Annotated in this window: 14 protein-coding genes; 10 read left to right on the top strand and 4 right to left on the bottom strand. The window is 69.2% G+C overall.

Annotation, left to right across the window (positions count from 1 at the left end):
• Window position 1: 1 nt before the first annotated feature.
• The 3 genes from AC1HFW_RS10875 (at window position 2) to AC1HFW_RS10865 (ending at window position 4,009) form a co-directional block, all read left to right on the top strand.
• Complete coding sequence (locus AC1HFW_RS10875) at window positions 2–1,777, top strand: GMC family oxidoreductase (RefSeq protein WP_061070932.1); 1,776 nt, start codon at window positions 2–4, stop codon at window positions 1,775–1,777.
• 10 nt (window positions 1,778–1,787) lie between these two features.
• Window positions 1,788–3,095 (top strand): c-type cytochrome, encoded by a 1,308-nt coding sequence (locus tag AC1HFW_RS10870; RefSeq protein WP_479283205.1) that lies wholly within the window; start codon window positions 1,788–1,790, stop codon window positions 3,093–3,095.
• Window positions 3,096–3,337: 242 nt separating this feature from the next.
• Window positions 3,338–4,009 (top strand): lysozyme inhibitor LprI family protein, encoded by a 672-nt coding sequence (locus AC1HFW_RS10865; RefSeq protein ID WP_479283203.1) that lies wholly within the window; start codon window positions 3,338–3,340, stop codon window positions 4,007–4,009.
• Between the two features lie 15 nt (window positions 4,010–4,024).
• On the opposite strand, the gene AC1HFW_RS10860 is transcribed toward AC1HFW_RS10865, so the two are convergent.
• The gene (locus AC1HFW_RS10860) at window positions 4,025–4,267 is read right to left on the bottom strand and encodes a hypothetical protein (RefSeq protein WP_006395505.1); all 243 of its coding nucleotides are present in this window, start codon (window positions 4,265–4,267) and stop codon (window positions 4,025–4,027) included.
• A gap of 91 nt (window positions 4,268–4,358) precedes the next feature.
• Window positions 4,359–4,874, bottom strand: coding sequence for an N-acetyltransferase family protein (locus tag AC1HFW_RS10855; protein WP_479283200.1), 516 nt, complete (start codon window positions 4,872–4,874; stop codon window positions 4,359–4,361).
• 247 nt (window positions 4,875–5,121) lie between these two features.
• Between AC1HFW_RS10855 and AC1HFW_RS10850 the strand changes: the two genes are divergently transcribed.
• From AC1HFW_RS10850 to AC1HFW_RS10840, 3 genes are all read left to right on the top strand, one after another.
• On the top strand, window positions 5,122–5,634 hold the full coding sequence (locus tag AC1HFW_RS10850) for a P-loop nucleotide/nucleoside kinase family protein (protein ID WP_238889953.1): 513 nt from the start codon (window positions 5,122–5,124) through the stop codon (window positions 5,632–5,634).
• A 76-nt stretch (window positions 5,635–5,710) separates the two neighbouring features.
• Entirely contained in the window at window positions 5,711–7,447 is a 1,737-nt protein-coding gene (locus AC1HFW_RS10845) for a VRR-NUC domain-containing protein (RefSeq protein WP_479283197.1), read from the top strand.
• Complete coding sequence (locus AC1HFW_RS10840; RefSeq protein ID WP_479283195.1) at window positions 7,444–9,714, top strand: ATP-dependent DNA helicase; 2,271 nt, start codon at window positions 7,444–7,446, stop codon at window positions 9,712–9,714. The genes AC1HFW_RS10845 and AC1HFW_RS10840 overlap by 4 nt, the downstream gene beginning before the upstream one ends.
• Before the next feature lie 97 nt (window positions 9,715–9,811).
• Here the strand turns inward: AC1HFW_RS10840 and AC1HFW_RS10835 are convergent, their stop codons facing one another.
• Together AC1HFW_RS10835 and AC1HFW_RS10830 are read right to left on the bottom strand one after the other, a co-directional pair.
• Window positions 9,812–10,216 (bottom strand): group III truncated hemoglobin, encoded by a 405-nt coding sequence (locus AC1HFW_RS10835; RefSeq protein ID WP_241075318.1) that lies wholly within the window; start codon window positions 10,214–10,216, stop codon window positions 9,812–9,814.
• A gap of 175 nt (window positions 10,217–10,391) precedes the next feature.
• Window positions 10,392–11,921, bottom strand: a complete 1,530-nt coding sequence (locus AC1HFW_RS10830; RefSeq protein WP_479283193.1) for an MFS transporter — start codon at window positions 11,919–11,921, stop codon at window positions 10,392–10,394.
• A 173-nt stretch (window positions 11,922–12,094) separates the two neighbouring features.
• On the opposite strand from AC1HFW_RS10830, the gene AC1HFW_RS10825 reads away from it, so the two are divergent.
• The 4 genes from AC1HFW_RS10825 (at window position 12,095) to AC1HFW_RS10810 (ending at window position 17,050) form a co-directional block, all read left to right on the top strand.
• Window positions 12,095–12,976: a LysR family transcriptional regulator gene (locus tag AC1HFW_RS10825; RefSeq protein ID WP_479283192.1), complete on the top strand. Its 882-nt coding sequence runs from the start codon at window positions 12,095–12,097 to the stop codon at window positions 12,974–12,976.
• Window positions 12,977–13,083: 107 nt separating this feature from the next.
• Window positions 13,084–13,587 carry a PaaI family thioesterase gene (locus tag AC1HFW_RS10820; RefSeq protein ID WP_061070938.1) on the top strand — a complete coding sequence of 168 codons (504 nt, stop codon included), beginning with the start codon at window positions 13,084–13,086 and terminating at the stop codon, window positions 13,585–13,587.
• Between the two features lie 95 nt (window positions 13,588–13,682).
• Window positions 13,683–15,155, top strand: a complete 1,473-nt coding sequence (locus tag AC1HFW_RS10815; RefSeq protein WP_479283190.1) for an amidase — start codon at window positions 13,683–13,685, stop codon at window positions 15,153–15,155.
• A gap of 275 nt (window positions 15,156–15,430) precedes the next feature.
• Window positions 15,431–17,050, top strand: a complete 1,620-nt coding sequence (locus AC1HFW_RS10810) for a methyl-accepting chemotaxis protein (protein WP_006395488.1) — start codon at window positions 15,431–15,433, stop codon at window positions 17,048–17,050.
• Window position 17,051 lies beyond the last annotated feature (1 nt).

Genomic DNA, 17,051 nt, shown 5'->3' with positions numbered 1-17,051 from the left:
CATGGCGATCAAGAAAGACAAAGTGGACGCGGTGCTGGTGGGTTTCGGCTGGACCGGCGCGATCCTGGGCCAGGAGCTGACCGAGGCCGGTCTGCACGTGCTGGCGCTGGAACGCGGCGCCATGCAGGACACCCCCAAGGACGCGGAATATCCCAAGGTGCTGGACGAGCTGGCGTACTCCGTGCGCGGCAAGCTGTTCCAGGACCTGTCCAAGGAGACCGTGACGATACGGCATGGCGTCGACGACGTGGCCGTGCCGTATCGCCAGAATGGCTCCTTCCTGCTCGGCACCGGCGTCGGCGGCGCGGGCTTCCACTGGAACGGCATGCACTACCGCACGCTGCCCGAGGAACTGGAACTGCGCACCCGCTACGAAACGCGCTACGGCAAGAGCTTCATCCCCGAAGGCATGACGATCCAGGACTTCGGCGTCACCTACGACGAACTGGAACCGTACTTCTCCAAGTTCGAATACGTCTGCGGCACCTCGGGCAAGGCCGGCAACCTCAACGGCCAGATCGTCGAGGGCGGCAACCCGCTGGAAGGCAAGCGCAGCAAGGAATTCCCGCTGCCGCCGCTGGCCACCACCTACGGCGCCCAGCTGTTCGACAAGGCGGCGCGCGAAGTGGGCTTCCATCCGTATCCGGCGCCCGCGGCCAACGCCTCCGGCCCGTACACCAACCCGTACGGCGTGCGCCTGGGCCCCTGTAATTTCTGCGGGTTCTGCGAGAACTACGGCTGCTACATGTATTCGAAGGCCTCGCCGCAGACCACCATCCTGCCGGTGCTGCTGAAGAAGCCCAACTTCGAACTGCGCACCCACTCGCACGTCATCAAGGTCAACCTGGATTCGACCGGCAAGAAGGCCGTCGGCGTCACCTACATCGACGCCCAGGGCCGCGAGATCGAGCAGCCCGCCGACCTGGTGATCCTGTCGGCCTACCAGATGCACAACGTGCGCCTGCTGCTGCTGTCGGGCATCGGCAAGCCCTACGATCCCAAGACCAATGAAGGCGTGGTCGGCAAGAACTACGCCTACCAGATGAACGGCGCGGTCAACGTGCTGCTGCCCAAAGGCACCCAGCTCAACCCGTTCGTCGGCACCGGCGCCGGCGGCGTCGGCATGGACGACCTGAACGGCGACCAGTTCGACCACGGCCCGCTCGGCTTTGTCGGCGGCGCCAGCATCCGCCACATCCGCTACGGCGGCCGTCCCATCAAGATGACGCCCACCACGCCCGGCACCCCCAGCTGGGGCACCGCCTGGAAGGCCGGCGTGCAGGACGCGTACCAGCGCTACATGACCATCGGCATCTCCGGCTCGGTGATGTCGTACCGCGATGCCTACCTGTCGCTGGACCCGACCTACAAGGACAGCTTCGGCCAGCCGCTGCTGCGCATGACGTTCGATTGGCACGACAACGAATTCGACATGCTGGGCTACATGGGCAAGCGCATGGAGGACGTGGCCAAGGCCATGAAGCCCGAGAAGCACTTCGTCGCCGTGCGCAAGAAGGGCGCGCGCTACGACACCCGGGTCTACCAGAGCACGCACAACACGGGCGGCGCCATCATGGGGGCCAACCCCAAGGAAAGCGTGGTCAACAAGTACCTGCAGAGCTGGGACGTGTCCAACGTGTTCGTGATGGGCGCCTGCGTGTTCCCGCAGAACATGGGCTACAACCCGACCGGCCTGGTGGGCGCCCTGGCGTACTGGGCCGCGCAGGCAATCCGCGACCAGTACCTCAAGAACCCCGGCCCGCTGGTCCAGGCGTAAGGAGCCGACAATGATGAAGAAAACCATTGTCGCCGCGCTCTCGGTCCTGGCCTGCGGCAGCGCCTGGGCCGCCGACGGCGCCCCGGCCGACGCCCAGATGATCAAGCAGGGCGAGTACCTGTCGCGCGCCGGCGACTGTATCGCCTGCCACACGGCCAAGGACGGCAAGCCCTTCGCCGGCGGCCTGGGCATCGAGTCGCCGCTGGGCACCATCTATTCCACCAACATCACGCCCGACAAGGACACGGGCATCGGCAACTACACGCTGGAGGACTTCGACCGCGCCGTCCGCCATGGCGTGGCCAAGGACGGCCATTCGCTGTACCCGGCGATGCCGTACACCGCCTACGCCAAGGTCACGCCGGATGACGTCAAGGCCCTGTACGCCTACTTCATGCACGGCGTCGAGCCGGTCAAGCAGGCCAACAAGGACACCGACATCACCTGGCCGCTGTCGATGCGCTGGCCGCTGGGCGTGTGGCGCTGGATGTTCGCGCCCGACGTCGTCACCGCGCCGGTCACCGCTCCGGCCAGCGAGGCCGACAAGGTGGCGCTGCTGCGCGGCCAGTACCTGGTCGAGGGCCTGGGCCATTGCAGCACCTGCCATACCCCGCGCGGCTTCGCCCTGCAGGAAAAGGCGCTGACCGACGCCGACGGCTCGGCCTTCCTGTCTGGCGGCGTGGTCGAAGGCTGGCTCGCCAAGAACCTGCGCGGCGACATGACCGACGGCCTGGGCAGCTGGAGCAAGGAAGACATCGCCGCCTTCCTGAAGTCCGGCCGCAACGGCCATTCGGCTGCGTTCGGCGGCATGGCGCAAGTGGTGCAGGACAGCACCCAGCACCTGACCGACGCCGACGTCAACGCCATCGCGGTGTACCTGAAGAGCCTGCCGCCGGTGAACAAGAACGCCACCAAGCCGCTCGCCTACAACGACACCGTGGCGCAGGCCCTGCGCACCGGCAAGGATACGGGCGACGGCGCCATGACGTTCCTGAACAACTGCGCGGCCTGCCATCGCAGTACCGGCAAGGGCTATGCGGAAACCTTCCCGCAGCTGGCCTTGAGCTCGACCGTGAACTCGGCCGACCCCGCGTCGCTGATCCACATCGTGCTCAAGGGCGCGCAGATGCCGGGCACCTCGACCGCGCCGACCGCGTATGCGATGCCGGGCTTCGACTGGCGCCTGACCGACAAGGAAGTCGCCGACGTGGTGACCTTCGTGCGGTCCAGCTGGGGCAACGAAGGCGCCGCGGTGAGCGCGTCCGATGTGGCCAAGGTGCGCAAGGAAGTGGGCGCGGCCAAGGCGCCGGCGCGGTAATCGCCCGGCCGCGGGCCGTCCGGCCCGCGTCGCCCCATTTGAATTCGCCCGATTCGTCGGGCGAATTTTTTTGGGGTTCGGTGCGCGGACCCGCGCACAACGGACGGTCCGTGGCGCACTCGCCGCCCATTGGCGTTATCGCGTAGACTTCAAGCCGCACCGTCCGCAATGCCCGGGCCGAGGCTTCTTTCCCGCATCGCCGGGCACGGCGAACCCGTACATCACCTGGAGAACTTCCCAACATGATGCGTCCTCTGCTCTTGGCGGCATCGCTGGCCGTGGCCGGCAGCGCCACGGCGGCACCTTCCTTCAACTGCGCCAAGGCCGGCACGCCGGTCGAGAAAGCGATTTGCGCCAACTCGGCGCTGGCGGATCAGGATGCGGCGATCGCGCGGCAATACAGGGATGTGCGGGAAAAGCTGGATGCCGAGGCGGCCAAGTCGCTGACCGCCGATCAACGCTATTTCCTGGGCATGCGGGACAGGGTCTATGAGGCGCCTTTCTCGCAGAGCACGCCCGTCAAGGAAATGGCCACCTTCATGCGTACGCGCCTGGCTCTGCTGAAGGCCATCAATCCGCGGCCGGCCGCCGGCTTCGTCGGCAAGTGGCGCAACATCGAGGGCGAGATCGAGATCACGCAAGGCGCCAACGGCCAGTTGGCCGTGGCGGTCAGTTCGTGGATGCCTTACTACGGCAACTGGGTGTGCGACCTGAGCGGCAATGCGGTGGTCGATGGCGACAGCCTGAAAGTGACCTACAAGGACGGTCCGCCCTGGGTCCTGACGCTGACGCGGCGTGGCGCCGTGCTGGTGGCGCGGGAAACGGCGCCCCCCGGCAGCCCCGACGACGGCTCCGGCCCGCCTTACTGCGGCCACAAGGGCGGCGTGGCCGGCGACTGGTTCGCGGCGCGCTGACGCGCCCCGCCAGGCTCACTGGCGATTGATCAGGTTCTGCGTGTCCTGGATGAACCAGGGCAGGTTCAGGCGTTCTCCCTCGCCGGTCTGGATGTTCAGGCGTTGATCCGGGGCGCTGGTCGTGCCCTGCGTGGCCGCGGGAGGGCGGCTGCGATAGTCCAGATCCGTGCCGCGGGCCGGCGGATTGGCGCAGGCGGCGAGCGATGCGCACGTGATCGCGGCGAGGATCGGGCGCAGCGCCAGGCGAAGGGTAGTCATGATGCACGGTTCCTGCTGGTGGCACGGGCCGGCGTGCCGGATGATGAAGGCCTCTCAGGCATACCTTACCCGCAAACCGGGGCGCGCGTCGCTAGACCGGCCGCTCGTAGCGGCGCGCCTGCACCTCGATGCCGCCGATGTGGTCGGTTTCGGTGCCGGTGTTGCGCCAGCCCTGTCGCTCGTAGAAGTCGATGGCGCGGGTGTTGCCTTCGAGCGCATACAGATACAGCCGCGATGCGCCGCGGGCGCGGGCCCAGGCCTCGGCGCGCGTCACCATCAGCTTGCCGGCGCCGGTGCCCTGGTAGGGCGGCAGCACGTGCAGGTTGTCCAGCAGCACTTCGCCAGGGTGGTCGTGTTCCTGCTTGACGCAGACGAAGCCGATCGGCAGGCCGTCCTGTTCGGCGATGAACACGGCCTGCTCGTCGGTGTTGGCCTCGCGCATCTGGTCCTGCCAATGCACCATGCGGTTGTCCGCCAGGCCGGCGTCGAGAAAGCCGTCCGGCAGCAGGCCGCGATAGGTGACGGCCCAGCTGGCCGCGTGCATGGCGGCGATGGCATCGGCGTCGCGGGCGGTGGCCCGGCGCAGGGTGACGGCGGGGCTGGGCATGGATTCCTTCGTGTCGATGGGAGGGGGATCGGCGCTCGGAGGGCGCGACCATTGTGCCGGATGAGTTTGACAGGTTTGGCGGCGTCCAGCATGATCGTGCCATGAACCGTCCGCACCACTCGTCCGCCCTGATTATTACCACCGCTGGGACCTCGGTGGGTTAGCGCGCGTCGGATCATCGCTACATCAACCCGCCAATGGCGGGTTTTTTGTTGGCCCGCCCAATGGTTTTTTCCAGAGGCTGTCCATGCAATCGAACGCGTCTTCCGTGTCATCCCCCGCCGAACCGGTGCTGCATTTCCTGTGCGGCAAGATCGGCGCCGGCAAGTCCACCCTGGCGGCGCAACTGGCGTCGCGGCCGCGCACCTTGCTGATCAGCGAGGACGCCTGGCTGGCGGCGTTGTATCCGGGCGAGATCCGCGAGGTGGCCGACTATGCCCGCTGCGCCGGCCGCCTGCGCCAGGCGATGGGCGGCCACGTGGCCGCGCTGGTCGCGGCCGGATTGTCGGTGGTGCTGGATTTCCCGGCCAACACCCGCGCCAGCCGCGCCTGGCTGCGCGAGGTGGCGCAGGCCGCAGGCTGCCGCCACCAGCTGCATTTCCTCGACCTGCCCGATGATGTCTGCAAGGCGCGGCTGCGCGCGCGCAACGAATCCGGCACGCATCCGTTCACGACCAGCGAGGCGCAGTACGACGCGATCACGGCGTATTTCGTGGCGCCGCGGGACGACGAAGGGTTCGAGATCGTGCGGCACGCATAGGTACAAGCCGAGGGTTGTGGGGGCGGGGCAGCCTGCTATGATTACTGGATAAATACCCAGTCATTCGTTCCGGCCGATGTTGCCCCCGCACCGCTACTACTACCTGCACAATTTCCAGCGCGCCCTGGCGTGGGTCGGCGAACGCTACGCCGATCTGCTGGACGACCGCGAACGCCTTTTCATGGCGGACTTCGCGGCCTTGCCGCAGGCCTCGCAGGCGCTGCTGGTGCGCATGCTGATGCGGCGCGGGCCGTGGTTCCGCGCCAGCCGGCTGGTCTACGAGGAAATCCCCGCCACGGCCGAGGCCGCCGCGCCGCTGCTGGCGCTGGGGTGGCTGGATGCCGACAGCCCCATGACGCTGGACGAATTGTTCGCGCTGCATACGCGTCCCGAGCTCGACCGGCTGTTCGCCGCCACGCCGGTCAAGGGCGCGGGACGCAAGGCGGATCTGCTGGAAGCATTGCGCGCGCGCCATCCGGACGCCCGCGCCTATGCGTGCTGGGTGGCGGGCGGGGCGCACCCGCGGGCCGAGCCTGCGGCGCGGGCCGATGCCCCGGCCGACCCCGCCTGGCGCGTCGCGGTCACCGACCTGTGCGAGCGCTTGCGCCTGATGTTCTTCGGCAACCTGCACCAGGGCTGGTCGGAGTTCGTGCTGGCCGACCTGGGCGTGTTCCAGTACGAAACGGTGCCGTTCGAACGTTCTTCGCGGGCCTTCCAGACGCGGCAAGACGTGGACCGCTACCTGGCCCTGCATGCCTGCCGCCAGGCGCTCGATGATGGCCTGGACGTCGATGCGCTGTTGCAGGCGGTGGCCGACTGCGCCAGCGGCAACGCCTGGCTGGAAAAACGCCGCGCCAAGGTGCTGCTGCGCCTGGGGCAGGCCTGCGAGCGGGCCCAGGATTGGGCGGCGGCGCAACGGGTGTACACGCTGTGCGCCTATCCCGGCGCGCGTCATCGCCGCATCCGCGTGTATGAACGCATGGCGCGCTTCGACGAGGCGATGGCGCTGGCCCTGCAGGCCGAGGCCCGGCCCGAGAGCGAGGAAGAAGCCCAGCGCCTGGCGCGCATGCTGCCGCGCCTGCGCCGCAAGCTGGGGCAGGGCGCGTCGCGCGGCGCGGCTGCGCCGGTGTCCCGGTTCGACCTGGAGCTCGAGCGGCCCGCGCCGTCGATGGCGGTGGAATTCGCCGCGCGCGATCACCTGCACCGCGACGGCGCGCCGGTCCACTACGTCGAGAACACGCTGATCAATTCATTGTTCGGACTGCTGTGCTGGCCGGCGGTGTTCGCACCGCTGCCGGGCGCGTTCTTCCATCCGTTCCAGCGCGGGCCGGCCGACCTGGACGCGCCCGATTTCCACGCGCGGCGCGAAGCGCTGTTCGCCGCCTGCCTGGCGCAGCTGGATACGGGCGAGTATCGCGCCACGATCCGCCGGCGCTACGCCGACAGGCAGGGCGTGCAGTCGCCGTTCGTGTTCTGGGGCGCGCTCGACGAACCGCTGCTCGAGCGGGCGCTGGACCACCTGCCGCCGGCGCACCTGAAGCTGTTCTTCCTGCGGCTGCTGCGCGACGTCAAGGCCAACCGCTCGGGGCTGCCGGACTTGATCCGCTTTTGCCCCGAGGCGCCCGGCTACGAGCTCATCGAGATCAAGGGGCCGGGCGACAAGCTGCAGGACAACCAGATCCGCTGGCTGGCGTATTGCGCCGACCATGGCATGCCGGTGCGCGTCTGCCATGTCCGCTGGCGCGAGCCGGCGTCTTCGTCGCTGGCGGATGGCTCGTCGCATGGCGCTTGCCCGGACGCCTGCGCGCCATGACCTACACCGTCGCGGTGCGCGCACTCTGCGAATTCACGGCCCGCGCGGGCGACCTGGACCTGCGCTTCACGCCCGCGCCCAGCGGCCTGGAGGGCATGGCCGGCCACGCCGCCGTGACGGGCCGGCGCGGGCCCGCGTACGAAACGGAAGTGGCGCTGACCGGCCAATACGACAATCTGCTGGTGCGTGGCCGCGCCGACGGCTACGACCCGGTCGCCAACCAGCTCGAAGAGATCAAGACCTACCGCGGCCGGTTCGACAGCGTGCGCGATAACCATCGCGCCGCCCATTGGGCCCAGGCGCGGGTCTACGGCCACCTGTTGTGCCAGGCGCGCGGCCTGGCGCAGATCCGCGTGGCGCTGGTGTACTTCAACGTCGCCACCGAAGAAGAAACCGTGCTGACCGAGACCCGCGACGCGGCCTGGCTGGCGGCCTTCTTCCACGAGCAGTGCGACCGCTTCCTGGCGTGGTCGCGCGCCGAACTGGCGCACCGCCAGGCGCGCGACGCGGCGCTGGAAAAGCTGGCGTTCCCGTATGGCGAGTTCCGCAGCGGCCAGCGCGAGCTGGCGGTGTCGGTGTACCGCACGGCGCGCGACGGCCGCTGCCTGATGGCGCAGGCGCCCACCGGCATCGGCAAGACGCTGGGCACGTTGTTTCCGCTGCTCAAGGCCGGCCCGGGCAGCGGGCTGGACAAGGTGTTCTTCCTGGCGGCCAAGGGGTCGGGGCGCGGGCTGGCGCTGGCCGCGCTGGATACGCTGAACGCGCAGCCCGCCGCGCCCGGCCTGCGGGTGCTGGACCTGCAGGCGCGCGACAAGACCTGCGAGCATCCCGACAAGGCCTGCCACGGTGATTCCTGCCCGCTGGCGCAGGGCTTCTACGACCGCCTGCCGGCCGCGCGCGAGACGGCGCTGGCCCAGCCGCGGCTGGACGCGCCGGCGGTGCGCGCCGCGGCCCGCGCCCACCAGGTATGCCCCTACTACCTGTCGCAGGAATTGATCCGCTGGAGCGACGTGGTGGTGGGCGACTACAACTACTACTACGACGCCACCGCCATGCTGCACGCGCTGACGCAGGCGCACCAATGGAAGGTGGCGGTGCTGGTGGACGAGGCGCACAACCTGGTCGACCGCGCGCGCCGCATGTATACCGGCGAATTGAACCAGCTGGGGCTGGCGGCGGCGCGCCAGGCGGCGCCCAAGGCGCTGAAAAAGCCGCTGGATGGCCTGCAGCGCTCCTGGACCGCGCTCAACAAGAAGCAGGCCGAGCCGTACCAGGCCTACGACGAAGCGCCAGCCGGCGTGCTGGCGGCGGTGCAGAAGGCAGTGGCGGCCATCACCGACTACCTGGGCGAGGCGCCGCTGGCGCAGGAAGATCCGGTGCTGGCGTTCTATTTCGAGGCGCTGCATTTCATGCGGCTGGCCGAGCAGTTCGGGCCGCACGCGCTGTTCGACGTGACGCTGGCCGCAGGCGGGGCGCGCGGCGCCAAGACGCCGCCGTCCACGCTGTGCGTGCGCAACGTGGTGCCGGCGCCGTACCTGGCGGCGCGGCATGCCGCGGCGCACGCGACCGTGCTGTTTTCCGGCACCTTGAGTCCGCAGCAGTTCTATCGCGACACCCTGGGCCTGCCGGCCGAGGCCGCCTGGATAGACGTGGCCGCGCCGTTCCAGGCCGAGCAATTGGCGGTCAAGGTGGTTGGCCATGTCTCGACCCGCTACGGCGACCGCGAACGTTCGCTCGCACCGATCGCCGACCTGATCGCCGACCAGTACGCGCGCCGGCCGGGCAACTACCTGGGTTTCCTGAGCAGCTTCGATTATCTGCGGCAGGTGGCCGACCTGATGCGCTCGCGCCATCCGCAGGTGCCGATCTGGCTGCAGACGCCGGGCATGGACGAGGCCGGCCGCGCCGCCTTCCTGGGGCGCTTCACCGAAAGCGGGCAGGGCGTGGGTTTCGCGGTGCTGGGCGGCGCTTTCTCCGAGGGCGTGGACCTGCCCGGCAAGCGGCTGATCGGCGCCTTCATCGCCACCCTCGGGCTGCCGCAGGTCAATGCCGTCAACGAGAACATCAAGCGCGCGATGGAGCGGCGCTATGGCGAGGCGCAGGGCTACGACTACACCTACCTCTATCCCGGCATGCAGAAGGTGGTGCAGGCGGCGGGCCGCGTCATCCGCACCGAGCAGGACGTGGGCACGGTGCACCTGATCGACGACCGCTATCGCCGCGCCAAGGTGCGCAACCTGCTGCCGAGCTGGTGGCGGGTGGATTGAACGAGGACGCGGCGTCCCAGGGCGCCGTGCGCCGCGCCATGGCCGGCGGCGGCCAGGCGCCGGCGCGGCGTGCCCTGGCGATGAAGGCGGTTGGCGCTCAGGCCGGACGCAGTTCCGTCAGCGGCTGGTTCGGATCGCGGCTGAGCTGGTAGCCGTACCACAGGCTGCGGGCCATGCGCTTGGCCATTTCGCCCGCGGCGTCGGCCAGCGCGCGGTTCGGCAGGGCCGCCAGCGTCTCGCCCCACAGGACCAGCCAGCGCTCGAACAGCGCGGCGCTCAGGTGCGGCATCGCGGCGTGCTTGGGCATCGGCATGCCGGTGAAGCGCCGGGTGCCCAGCAGCACGGCCGACCAGAAATCGGACAGCGTTGCCAGGTGTTCGTCCCAGTCGTGCACCTGAGCCTCGAACACCGGGCCGAGCGCGGCGTCGGCGCGGGCCTTGGCGTAGAACGTGTGCACCAGGTCACGGATTTCGGCTTCGGTGCAGATGTCGGGTTCGGGCAGGTCGGGTTCGGACAGGGGGGCGGACACGGGTTCGGACAACAGGGGCTCCTGGCGGCGTGAAATGGCAGCGCGAATAGTAGGGCGCGACGGCGCGGGGACGGATTGATCTGGCGCAAGCCGCCGCGGGTCCGAGCGCGTGCGCGTCCGCGCAGGCGTCCGGACCCGCGGCCGGCGTTCAATGCGCCTGGGTCCGCACCCGCGTCATCGGCGCCGTCTCGGGCCGCGCCAGCAAGGCGTAGACCAGCACGGCCAGCACCAGCGCGAATCCGGCCAGCGCATACAGCACCTGCCCGAAGGCCAGGTCGTAGGCGTGGTGCAACAGGTCGCCGGCGCCGGGCAGCAGCGTGCCCGCTTCGTCCAGTTGCCCGAGCGCGGCGCGGTTGGCGGCCTGCAGCAGCGCCTGGGCGCCCGCGCCGGGCAGGGCGGCGGCGGCCTGGGCGTGGATCAGCGTGGCCAGCAGGGCGCTGATGGCGGCGATGGCCACGCCATCGGCGGACACGCGCACGGTATTGAAGATGCCGGTGGCCATGCCGACCCGCTCATGTTCCACCACGCTGACCGCCATGGCGTCCATCAGGCCCCAGGGCAGGCCGATGCCGATGCCGATCAGGCTCATCGGCAGCCACAGCCGGTCGGCGTCGCCGCCCAGGTCGCGCGCCAGCCAGGCCAGGCCGATGGCCGCCAGCACCAGGCCGGTGCTGGACAGCGCCGCGGGGCTGAAGCGGCGCGTCAGCAGCGCGGCCAGGAACGGCACCACCAGCAGCGGCGTGGCCAGGCCCATCATCAATTGGCCGGCGCGCAGCGCGCTGTGGCCGTCGATGCCGATGAAGCGGCTGGGCAGGATGGCGATCAGCGCGATGAACAGAAACGCCGGCGATGCCGCCAGCGCCTGCACGCCGACAAAGCGCGGGCGGCGGAACAGCGACAGGTCCAGCATCGGATGCGTGGCGCGGGTTTCGATGAGGATGAAGGCGATGCCGAGCAGCGCCGAGGCCAGCAGCGAGCCGGCCACCGCGGTGTCGGTCCAGCCGTTTTCCGGGGCGAGCAGCATGCCGTAGGTGAACAGCCCCAGCGCGCCAGTGAAGCTGAGCGCGCCGCGCCAGTCGAAGCGGCCGGCGGCCGCGCCCGGGGTGGCGCGCACGCTGGCCGCGACCAGCGCCAGCCCCATCAGGCCGACCAGGCCGGTGCCGTGGAACACCCAGCGCCAGCCGGCGGTCTGCACCAGCCAGCCGGAGATCAGCGGTCCGAACGACAGCCCGATGCCGAACGTAGTGCCGAGGAGGCTGAAGGCGCGGGCGCGGGCGGCGCCATGGAACAGCGGCGCCAGCGACGACATGGCCGCGGCGAACGCCGCCGCGCCGCCCACGCCCTGCATCAGGCGCAGGAAGTCGATCCAGCCGGCCGATGGCGCCCAGGCGATGGGAAAGGTGAAGGCGCAGAACCAGGCCAGTCCGCCGAGCCAGACGCGGCGCGGACCGTACAGGTCGGTGAGGCTGCCGGACACCATGATGACGCTGCCGTAGGCCAGGATGTAGCCGTTGAGGATCCAGTTCAGCTGCACCGGCGTGCCGCCCAGCGCCTGGCTGATCGACGGCAGGACAACTGCCGGACCGGTGAAGCACAGGGGAATGAGCACGGCCGTGAGGCAGGCCGCGAGCAATTGCAGCCAGCGGTTGGAGGCGGGTGAGGGATGCGATGGGGTCATGTCGGTAAGGCGGCGCGAAGCCGGGTTGGCAAACGGGAAATAGGGTGAGGGCGGTGCCGCAAGGGCGCGCCATTGAACGCAATGCCGGCAGGATAGGCAGCGGCCGATAAAAGAAAAATAGGCTAGGATTCCGAATATTCCGGACATAGGTGTCCGCATTGAAGGAATTGGCGATGGACAGCCTGAGCGGTATCGGCGTTTTCGTGCTGGTGGCGGACACGCGCAGCTTCGCGGAGGCGGGGCGGGTGCTGGGCGTGTCGCCCTCGGCCGTGGGCAAGAGCGTGGCGCGGATGGAGGCGCACCTGAAGGTGCGGCTGTTCCACCGCAGCACCCGCCACATCACCTTGACCCCGGAGGGCGAGAAATTCCTGGAGCGCTGCCGCCGCATCCTGTGCGAGGTCGAGGCCGCCGAGCTGGAACTGTCGGAGGCCGCCGGCACGCCCAGCGGCCGGCTGCGCGTCAGCCTGCCGCGCTACAGCCGGCTGTTCGAGCCGGCCATCGCCACGTTCATGAAGCAGTATCCGCAGGTGCGGCTGGACCTGGATTTCACCGACCGCATGGTCGACGTGATCGGCGAGGGCTACGACGCGGTGGTGCGCTCCGGCGAGATGCAGGACTCCGGCCTGAAGCGCCGCCGGCTGGGGCCGTTCCGCCGCATCCTGGCGGCCTCGCCCGAGTACCTGGCGCGGCATGGCACGCCGCGCCGCGCCAGCGACCTGCTGCGCCACTGCTGCCTGCACTACCGCTATCCCAGCACCGGCAAGCTGGAGCAATGGCCCCTGAAGGCCAGCGCCGGCGCGCCGCCCGAGTTGCCGCTGACGCTGGTCTGCAACAGCGTCGAGACTCGCATCTTCCTGGCGCTTGTCGGGCTTGGAATCGCCTGCCTGCCGGATTTCACCATCAAGGAAGAGCTGGCCGCGGGCAAGCTGGTCACGGTGCTGGACGAGCGCACCCGGGGCAACGCCACCATGTGGGCGGTGTGGCCCGCCAGCCGCCATCCGTCGCCCAAGTTGCGGGTGTTCGTGGATCACCTGGCGCAGCAGTTGTTTCCCTGAGGCGGTGACACGACGCCGGGCCAGGGCCGCCACGCCAGGGCGCGGCTTGATATATGATGTTCATCATATAAACATCCCGTCGATATTTTCACTCAGGAGGACCGCGCATGACTTCCGCTTCGATTCCCGCCGGCACCGCCGCGCAACGCGAACCCAGCCTGGTCGACCAGACCGGCGCGGGCCTGGATGGCCTGGCGCAGCTGCGCGCCTTGCTGGCCTCGGGCCGCAAGCCGGGCATCCTGGTGTCGCTGGACTTCGATTTCGTCGAGGCCGAGGAAGGGCTGGCGGTGTTCGCCGGCACGCCCGGCCCGCATGCCTACAACCCGATCGGCACGGTGCATGGCGGCTACGCCGCGACCCTGCTGGATTCGGCCTGCGGCTGCGCGGTGCATTCGCGCCTGTCGGCCGAGCAGGCCTACACCACGCTGGAGCTCAAGGTGGCCTATCACAAGGCCATCACGCGCCACAGCGGCCGGCTGCGGGCCGAGGGGCGGGTGCTGTCGTTCGGCCAGCGGGTGGCGTACGCCGAGGCCAAGCTGACCGACGCCGAGGGCCGCCTGCTGGCCTCGGCCACGTCCACCTTGCTGGTGTTCGCGCGCCCGGCGGCCTGACCCGGCGCCAGTCTCCTGGGCGCCGCCGCGTCATGGGCCTGTGCGGCGCTGGCGTAGTATCGTCGGCCTGCAAAGCAAAAAGAGGAGACAACACCATGAATGCAGCCACCTCGGCGGCCGTCGGCCGCCTGGACGATATCGTCGCCATGCCCGCCCACGCGCTGTCGGACGCGATCCGCCAGCGGCGCGTGTCGTGCCGTGAAGTGATGACGGCCTATCTGGGGCATATCGACGCGGTCAACCCCAAGCTCAATGCGCTGGTGGCGCGGCGCGAGCCACGGGAACTGCTGCGCGAGGCCGACGAACGCGACGCCCAGCTGGCGGCGGGGCAGTGGCTGGGCTGGCTGCACGGCATGCCGCAGGCGCCCAAGGACCTGACCGCGGTGCGCGGCATGGTGACCTCGATGGGTTCGCTGGTGTTCAAGGACCAGGTGACGGGCCACGACTCCATCCTGGTCGAGCGCATGCGCGCGGCCGGCGCGATTTTCATCGGCCGCACCAACGTGCCGGAATTCGGCCTGGGCTCGCACACCTACAACCAGGTCTACGGCACCACGGTCAATCCCTACGACGCCTCCAAGAGCGCCGGCGGCAGCAGCGGCGGAGCCGCGGCGGCGCTGGCCGCGCGCATGCTGCCGGTGGCCGACGGCAGCGACTTCGGCGGCTCGCTGCGCAACCCGGCGGCCTTTTGCAACGTGTACGGCATGCGGCCGTCGGCGGGGCGGGTGCCGTATGGCCCGTCCAACGAGGTGTTCCTCAAGCAACTGTCGTATGAAGGCCCGATGGGCCGCACGCCGCGCGACGTGGCGCGGATGCTGTCGGTGATGGCGGGGCCCGACCCGCGCGTGCCGCTGTCGCTGGGCGACGATCCGGCCGTGTTCGCGCAGTCGCTGGAAGCCGATTTGTGCGGCCGGCGCATCGGCTGGCTCGGCGACTGGAACGGCTATCTGGCGATGGAGCCGGGCATCCTGGACCTGTGCGTCCAGGCGCTGGCCGACCTGGGGGCGGCCGGCTGCCAGGTGGACGATTACCGCGTGCCGTTCGACGGCGAGCGGCTGTGGCGCATCTGGCTGGCCCACCGCCACCTGATGGTGGGCGGGCAGTTCCATGCGCTGGTGAACGATCCGCAGACCCGCAAGCTGGTCAAGCCGGCGCTGATCTGGGAGGTCGAGGGGCTGGACGGCATGACGGCGCGCCAGGTCTACCAGGCCACGGAGGAGCGCAGCGCCTGGTACCAGGCCGTGCTCGGCATCTTCAAGGAGGTGGACTACCTGGCGGTGCCGTCGGCGCAGGTGTTCCCGTTCGATGCGCAACTGGACTGGCCCAAGCAGATCGCCGGGCGCGCCATGGATACCTATCACCGCTGGATGGAGACCGTCACGCCGTGGACGCTGGCCGGCTGCCCGGTCATCAGCGTGCCGGTGGGGTTCGGCGCCGCCGGGCTGCCGATGGGCATGCAGCTGATCGGCCCGCCGCGCGGCGATCTGGCGGTGCTGCAGCTGGCGCACGCCCATGAGCAGGTGCGCGACTGGGTCCAGGCCCGCCCGCCGCAGGGCTTGTGGGGCTGAATTTGACCGCAGGATTGCGGCCGTTCGCTACGCGTTGTCACACGAAAACACAAGCCCGTGTAACCGGGCTTGGCTTTTTCCCGACGAAGCGGGCATGGAATTGCGGGTTTCCCCTGTTTTTCCGTAGCTGAGCGGGCCCGCGTTTGCAATAATTGTCGATTATTTCCACATCCGGTCATGAATGTGGCGTCCGCGGGCGCCGCAGGGTGCGCCGGACGTGTCGCCCGCGCCGCTCCAGGCGGGGGCGTACCGATACAGCACAAAGGTCCTCCGGTATGAAGAATCTGACACTGCGTGAGCGCATCATCGCCAGCTTCCTGGTGATCCTGGCCATCATGGGTTTGATGGTGGTGGTCGATTACCAGCGGTTGCTGCAGGTCGAGGCCGAGGCCGAATCGATCAACACGGATGCGGTGCCGGGGATCTACTACAGCACGTCGATCCGTTCGTCGTGGTTCGCCGGTTTCGTGGTGGTGCAGGATGCCTTCAACGGCGAGACCGAGCAGGAACGCCAGGCGGGGCTGGCCGCGCTGCCCAAGAATGACCAGTTGCTGCACGAGAACATCGAGCAGTACCGGCGCACCGTGGTGCGCGGCGACGACCAGCGGATGTTCAACGAGTTCGAGCGCGCGTTGCAGACCTATATGCGCATCCGCGCCGAGATCCTGGATCCGACGATGGTGTCCGATCCCGCCCGGGTGGCGGCCAAGATCAAGTCGGACCTGCGTCCGGCGTTCTACGTCGGCCGCGACGTGCTGGCCAACATGGTGGCGGCCAACAAGCAGCAGGCCGATGATTCGGCGGTCAGCATCCAGCGCGCGGTGGACAAGGCCGAAGTGGGCATGCTGGTGTCGCTGGGCCTGGCGATCGCCGCCGCCATCATCTGCGGCATCCTGTTGATGCGCGCCATTGTCAATCCCATGAGCAGCATCGTCAAGACGCTCGAATCGACCGGCGGCGGCGACCTGACGCGCCGCCTGACGCTGGCGCGCAAGGATGAATTCAACGCCATCGAGAGCGGCTTCAACGGCATGGTCGACGAGCTGACCGGGCTGGTCGGCAAGACCCAGCGTTCGGCGGTGCAGGTGGCGACCTCGGTGACCGAGATCGCCGCCACCTCCAAGCAGCAGCAGGCCACCGCGTCGGAAGTGGCGGCCACCACCACCGAGATCGGCGCCACCTCGCGCGAGATCTCGGCGACCTCGCGCGAGCTGGTGCGCACCATGACCGAAGTGTCCAACGCCGCCGAGCAGACCGCGTCGCTGGCCGGCAGCGGCCAGGTCGGCCTGGCGCGCATGGAAGACACCATGCGCAACGTGGTCGGCGCGGCCGGCTCGGTCAACGCCAAGCTGGCCATCCTGAACGAGAAGGCCGGCAATATCACGCAAGTGGTCACCACGATCACGAAGGTGGCGGATCAGACCAACCTGTTGTCGCTGAACGCCGCCATCGAGGCGGAAAAGGCCGGCGAGTACGGCCGCGGCTTCGTGGTGGTGGCGACCGAGATCCGGCGCCTGGCGGACCAGACCGCCGTGGCCACCTACGACATCGAGCAGATGGTGCGCGAGATCCAGTCGTCGGTGTCTGCCGGCGTCATGGGCATGGACAAGTTCTCGGAAGAAGTGCGGCGCGGCATGGCCGACATGCAGCAGGTGGGCGACCAGCTGTCGCAGATCATCCAGCAGGTGCAGACGCTGGCGCCGCGCGTGCTGATGGTCAACGAAGGCATGCAGGCGCAGGCCACGGGCGCCGAGCAGATCAACCAGGCGTTGCAGCAGTTGAGCGACGCCGCCCAGCAGACGGTGGAATCGCTGCGCCAGTCGAGCCTGGCGATCGAGGAACTGACGCTGGTGGCCAACGACCTGCGCAGCGGCGTGTCGCGCTTCAAGGTCTGAC

Source organism: Achromobacter sp. ISS7 (assembly GCF_056523125.1).
This window is presented reverse-complemented; position numbering and strand designations above follow the sequence as displayed.

Coding starts and splice junctions, on each gene's coding strand:
- AC1HFW_RS10875 (WP_061070932.1), top strand. CDS start 2: ATGGCGATCAAGAAAGACAAAGTGGACGCGGTGCTGGTGGGTTTCGGC.
- AC1HFW_RS10870 (WP_479283205.1), top strand. CDS start 1,788: ATGATGAAGAAAACCATTGTCGCCGCGCTCTCGGTCCTGGCCTGCGGC.
- AC1HFW_RS10865 (WP_479283203.1), top strand. CDS start 3,338: ATGATGCGTCCTCTGCTCTTGGCGGCATCGCTGGCCGTGGCCGGCAGC.
- AC1HFW_RS10860 (WP_006395505.1), bottom strand. CDS start 4,267: ATGACTACCCTTCGCCTGGCGCTGCGCCCGATCCTCGCCGCGATCACG.
- AC1HFW_RS10855 (WP_479283200.1), bottom strand. CDS start 4,874: ATGCCCAGCCCCGCCGTCACCCTGCGCCGGGCCACCGCCCGCGACGCC.
- AC1HFW_RS10850 (WP_238889953.1), top strand. CDS start 5,122: ATGCAATCGAACGCGTCTTCCGTGTCATCCCCCGCCGAACCGGTGCTG.
- AC1HFW_RS10845 (WP_479283197.1), top strand. CDS start 5,711: ATGTTGCCCCCGCACCGCTACTACTACCTGCACAATTTCCAGCGCGCC.
- AC1HFW_RS10840 (WP_479283195.1), top strand. CDS start 7,444: ATGACCTACACCGTCGCGGTGCGCGCACTCTGCGAATTCACGGCCCGC.
- AC1HFW_RS10830 (WP_479283193.1), bottom strand. CDS start 11,921: ATGACCCCATCGCATCCCTCACCCGCCTCCAACCGCTGGCTGCAATTG.
- AC1HFW_RS10825 (WP_479283192.1), top strand. CDS start 12,095: ATGGACAGCCTGAGCGGTATCGGCGTTTTCGTGCTGGTGGCGGACACG.
- AC1HFW_RS10820 (WP_061070938.1), top strand. CDS start 13,084: ATGACTTCCGCTTCGATTCCCGCCGGCACCGCCGCGCAACGCGAACCC.
- AC1HFW_RS10815 (WP_479283190.1), top strand. CDS start 13,683: ATGAATGCAGCCACCTCGGCGGCCGTCGGCCGCCTGGACGATATCGTC.
- AC1HFW_RS10810 (WP_006395488.1), top strand. CDS start 15,431: ATGAAGAATCTGACACTGCGTGAGCGCATCATCGCCAGCTTCCTGGTG.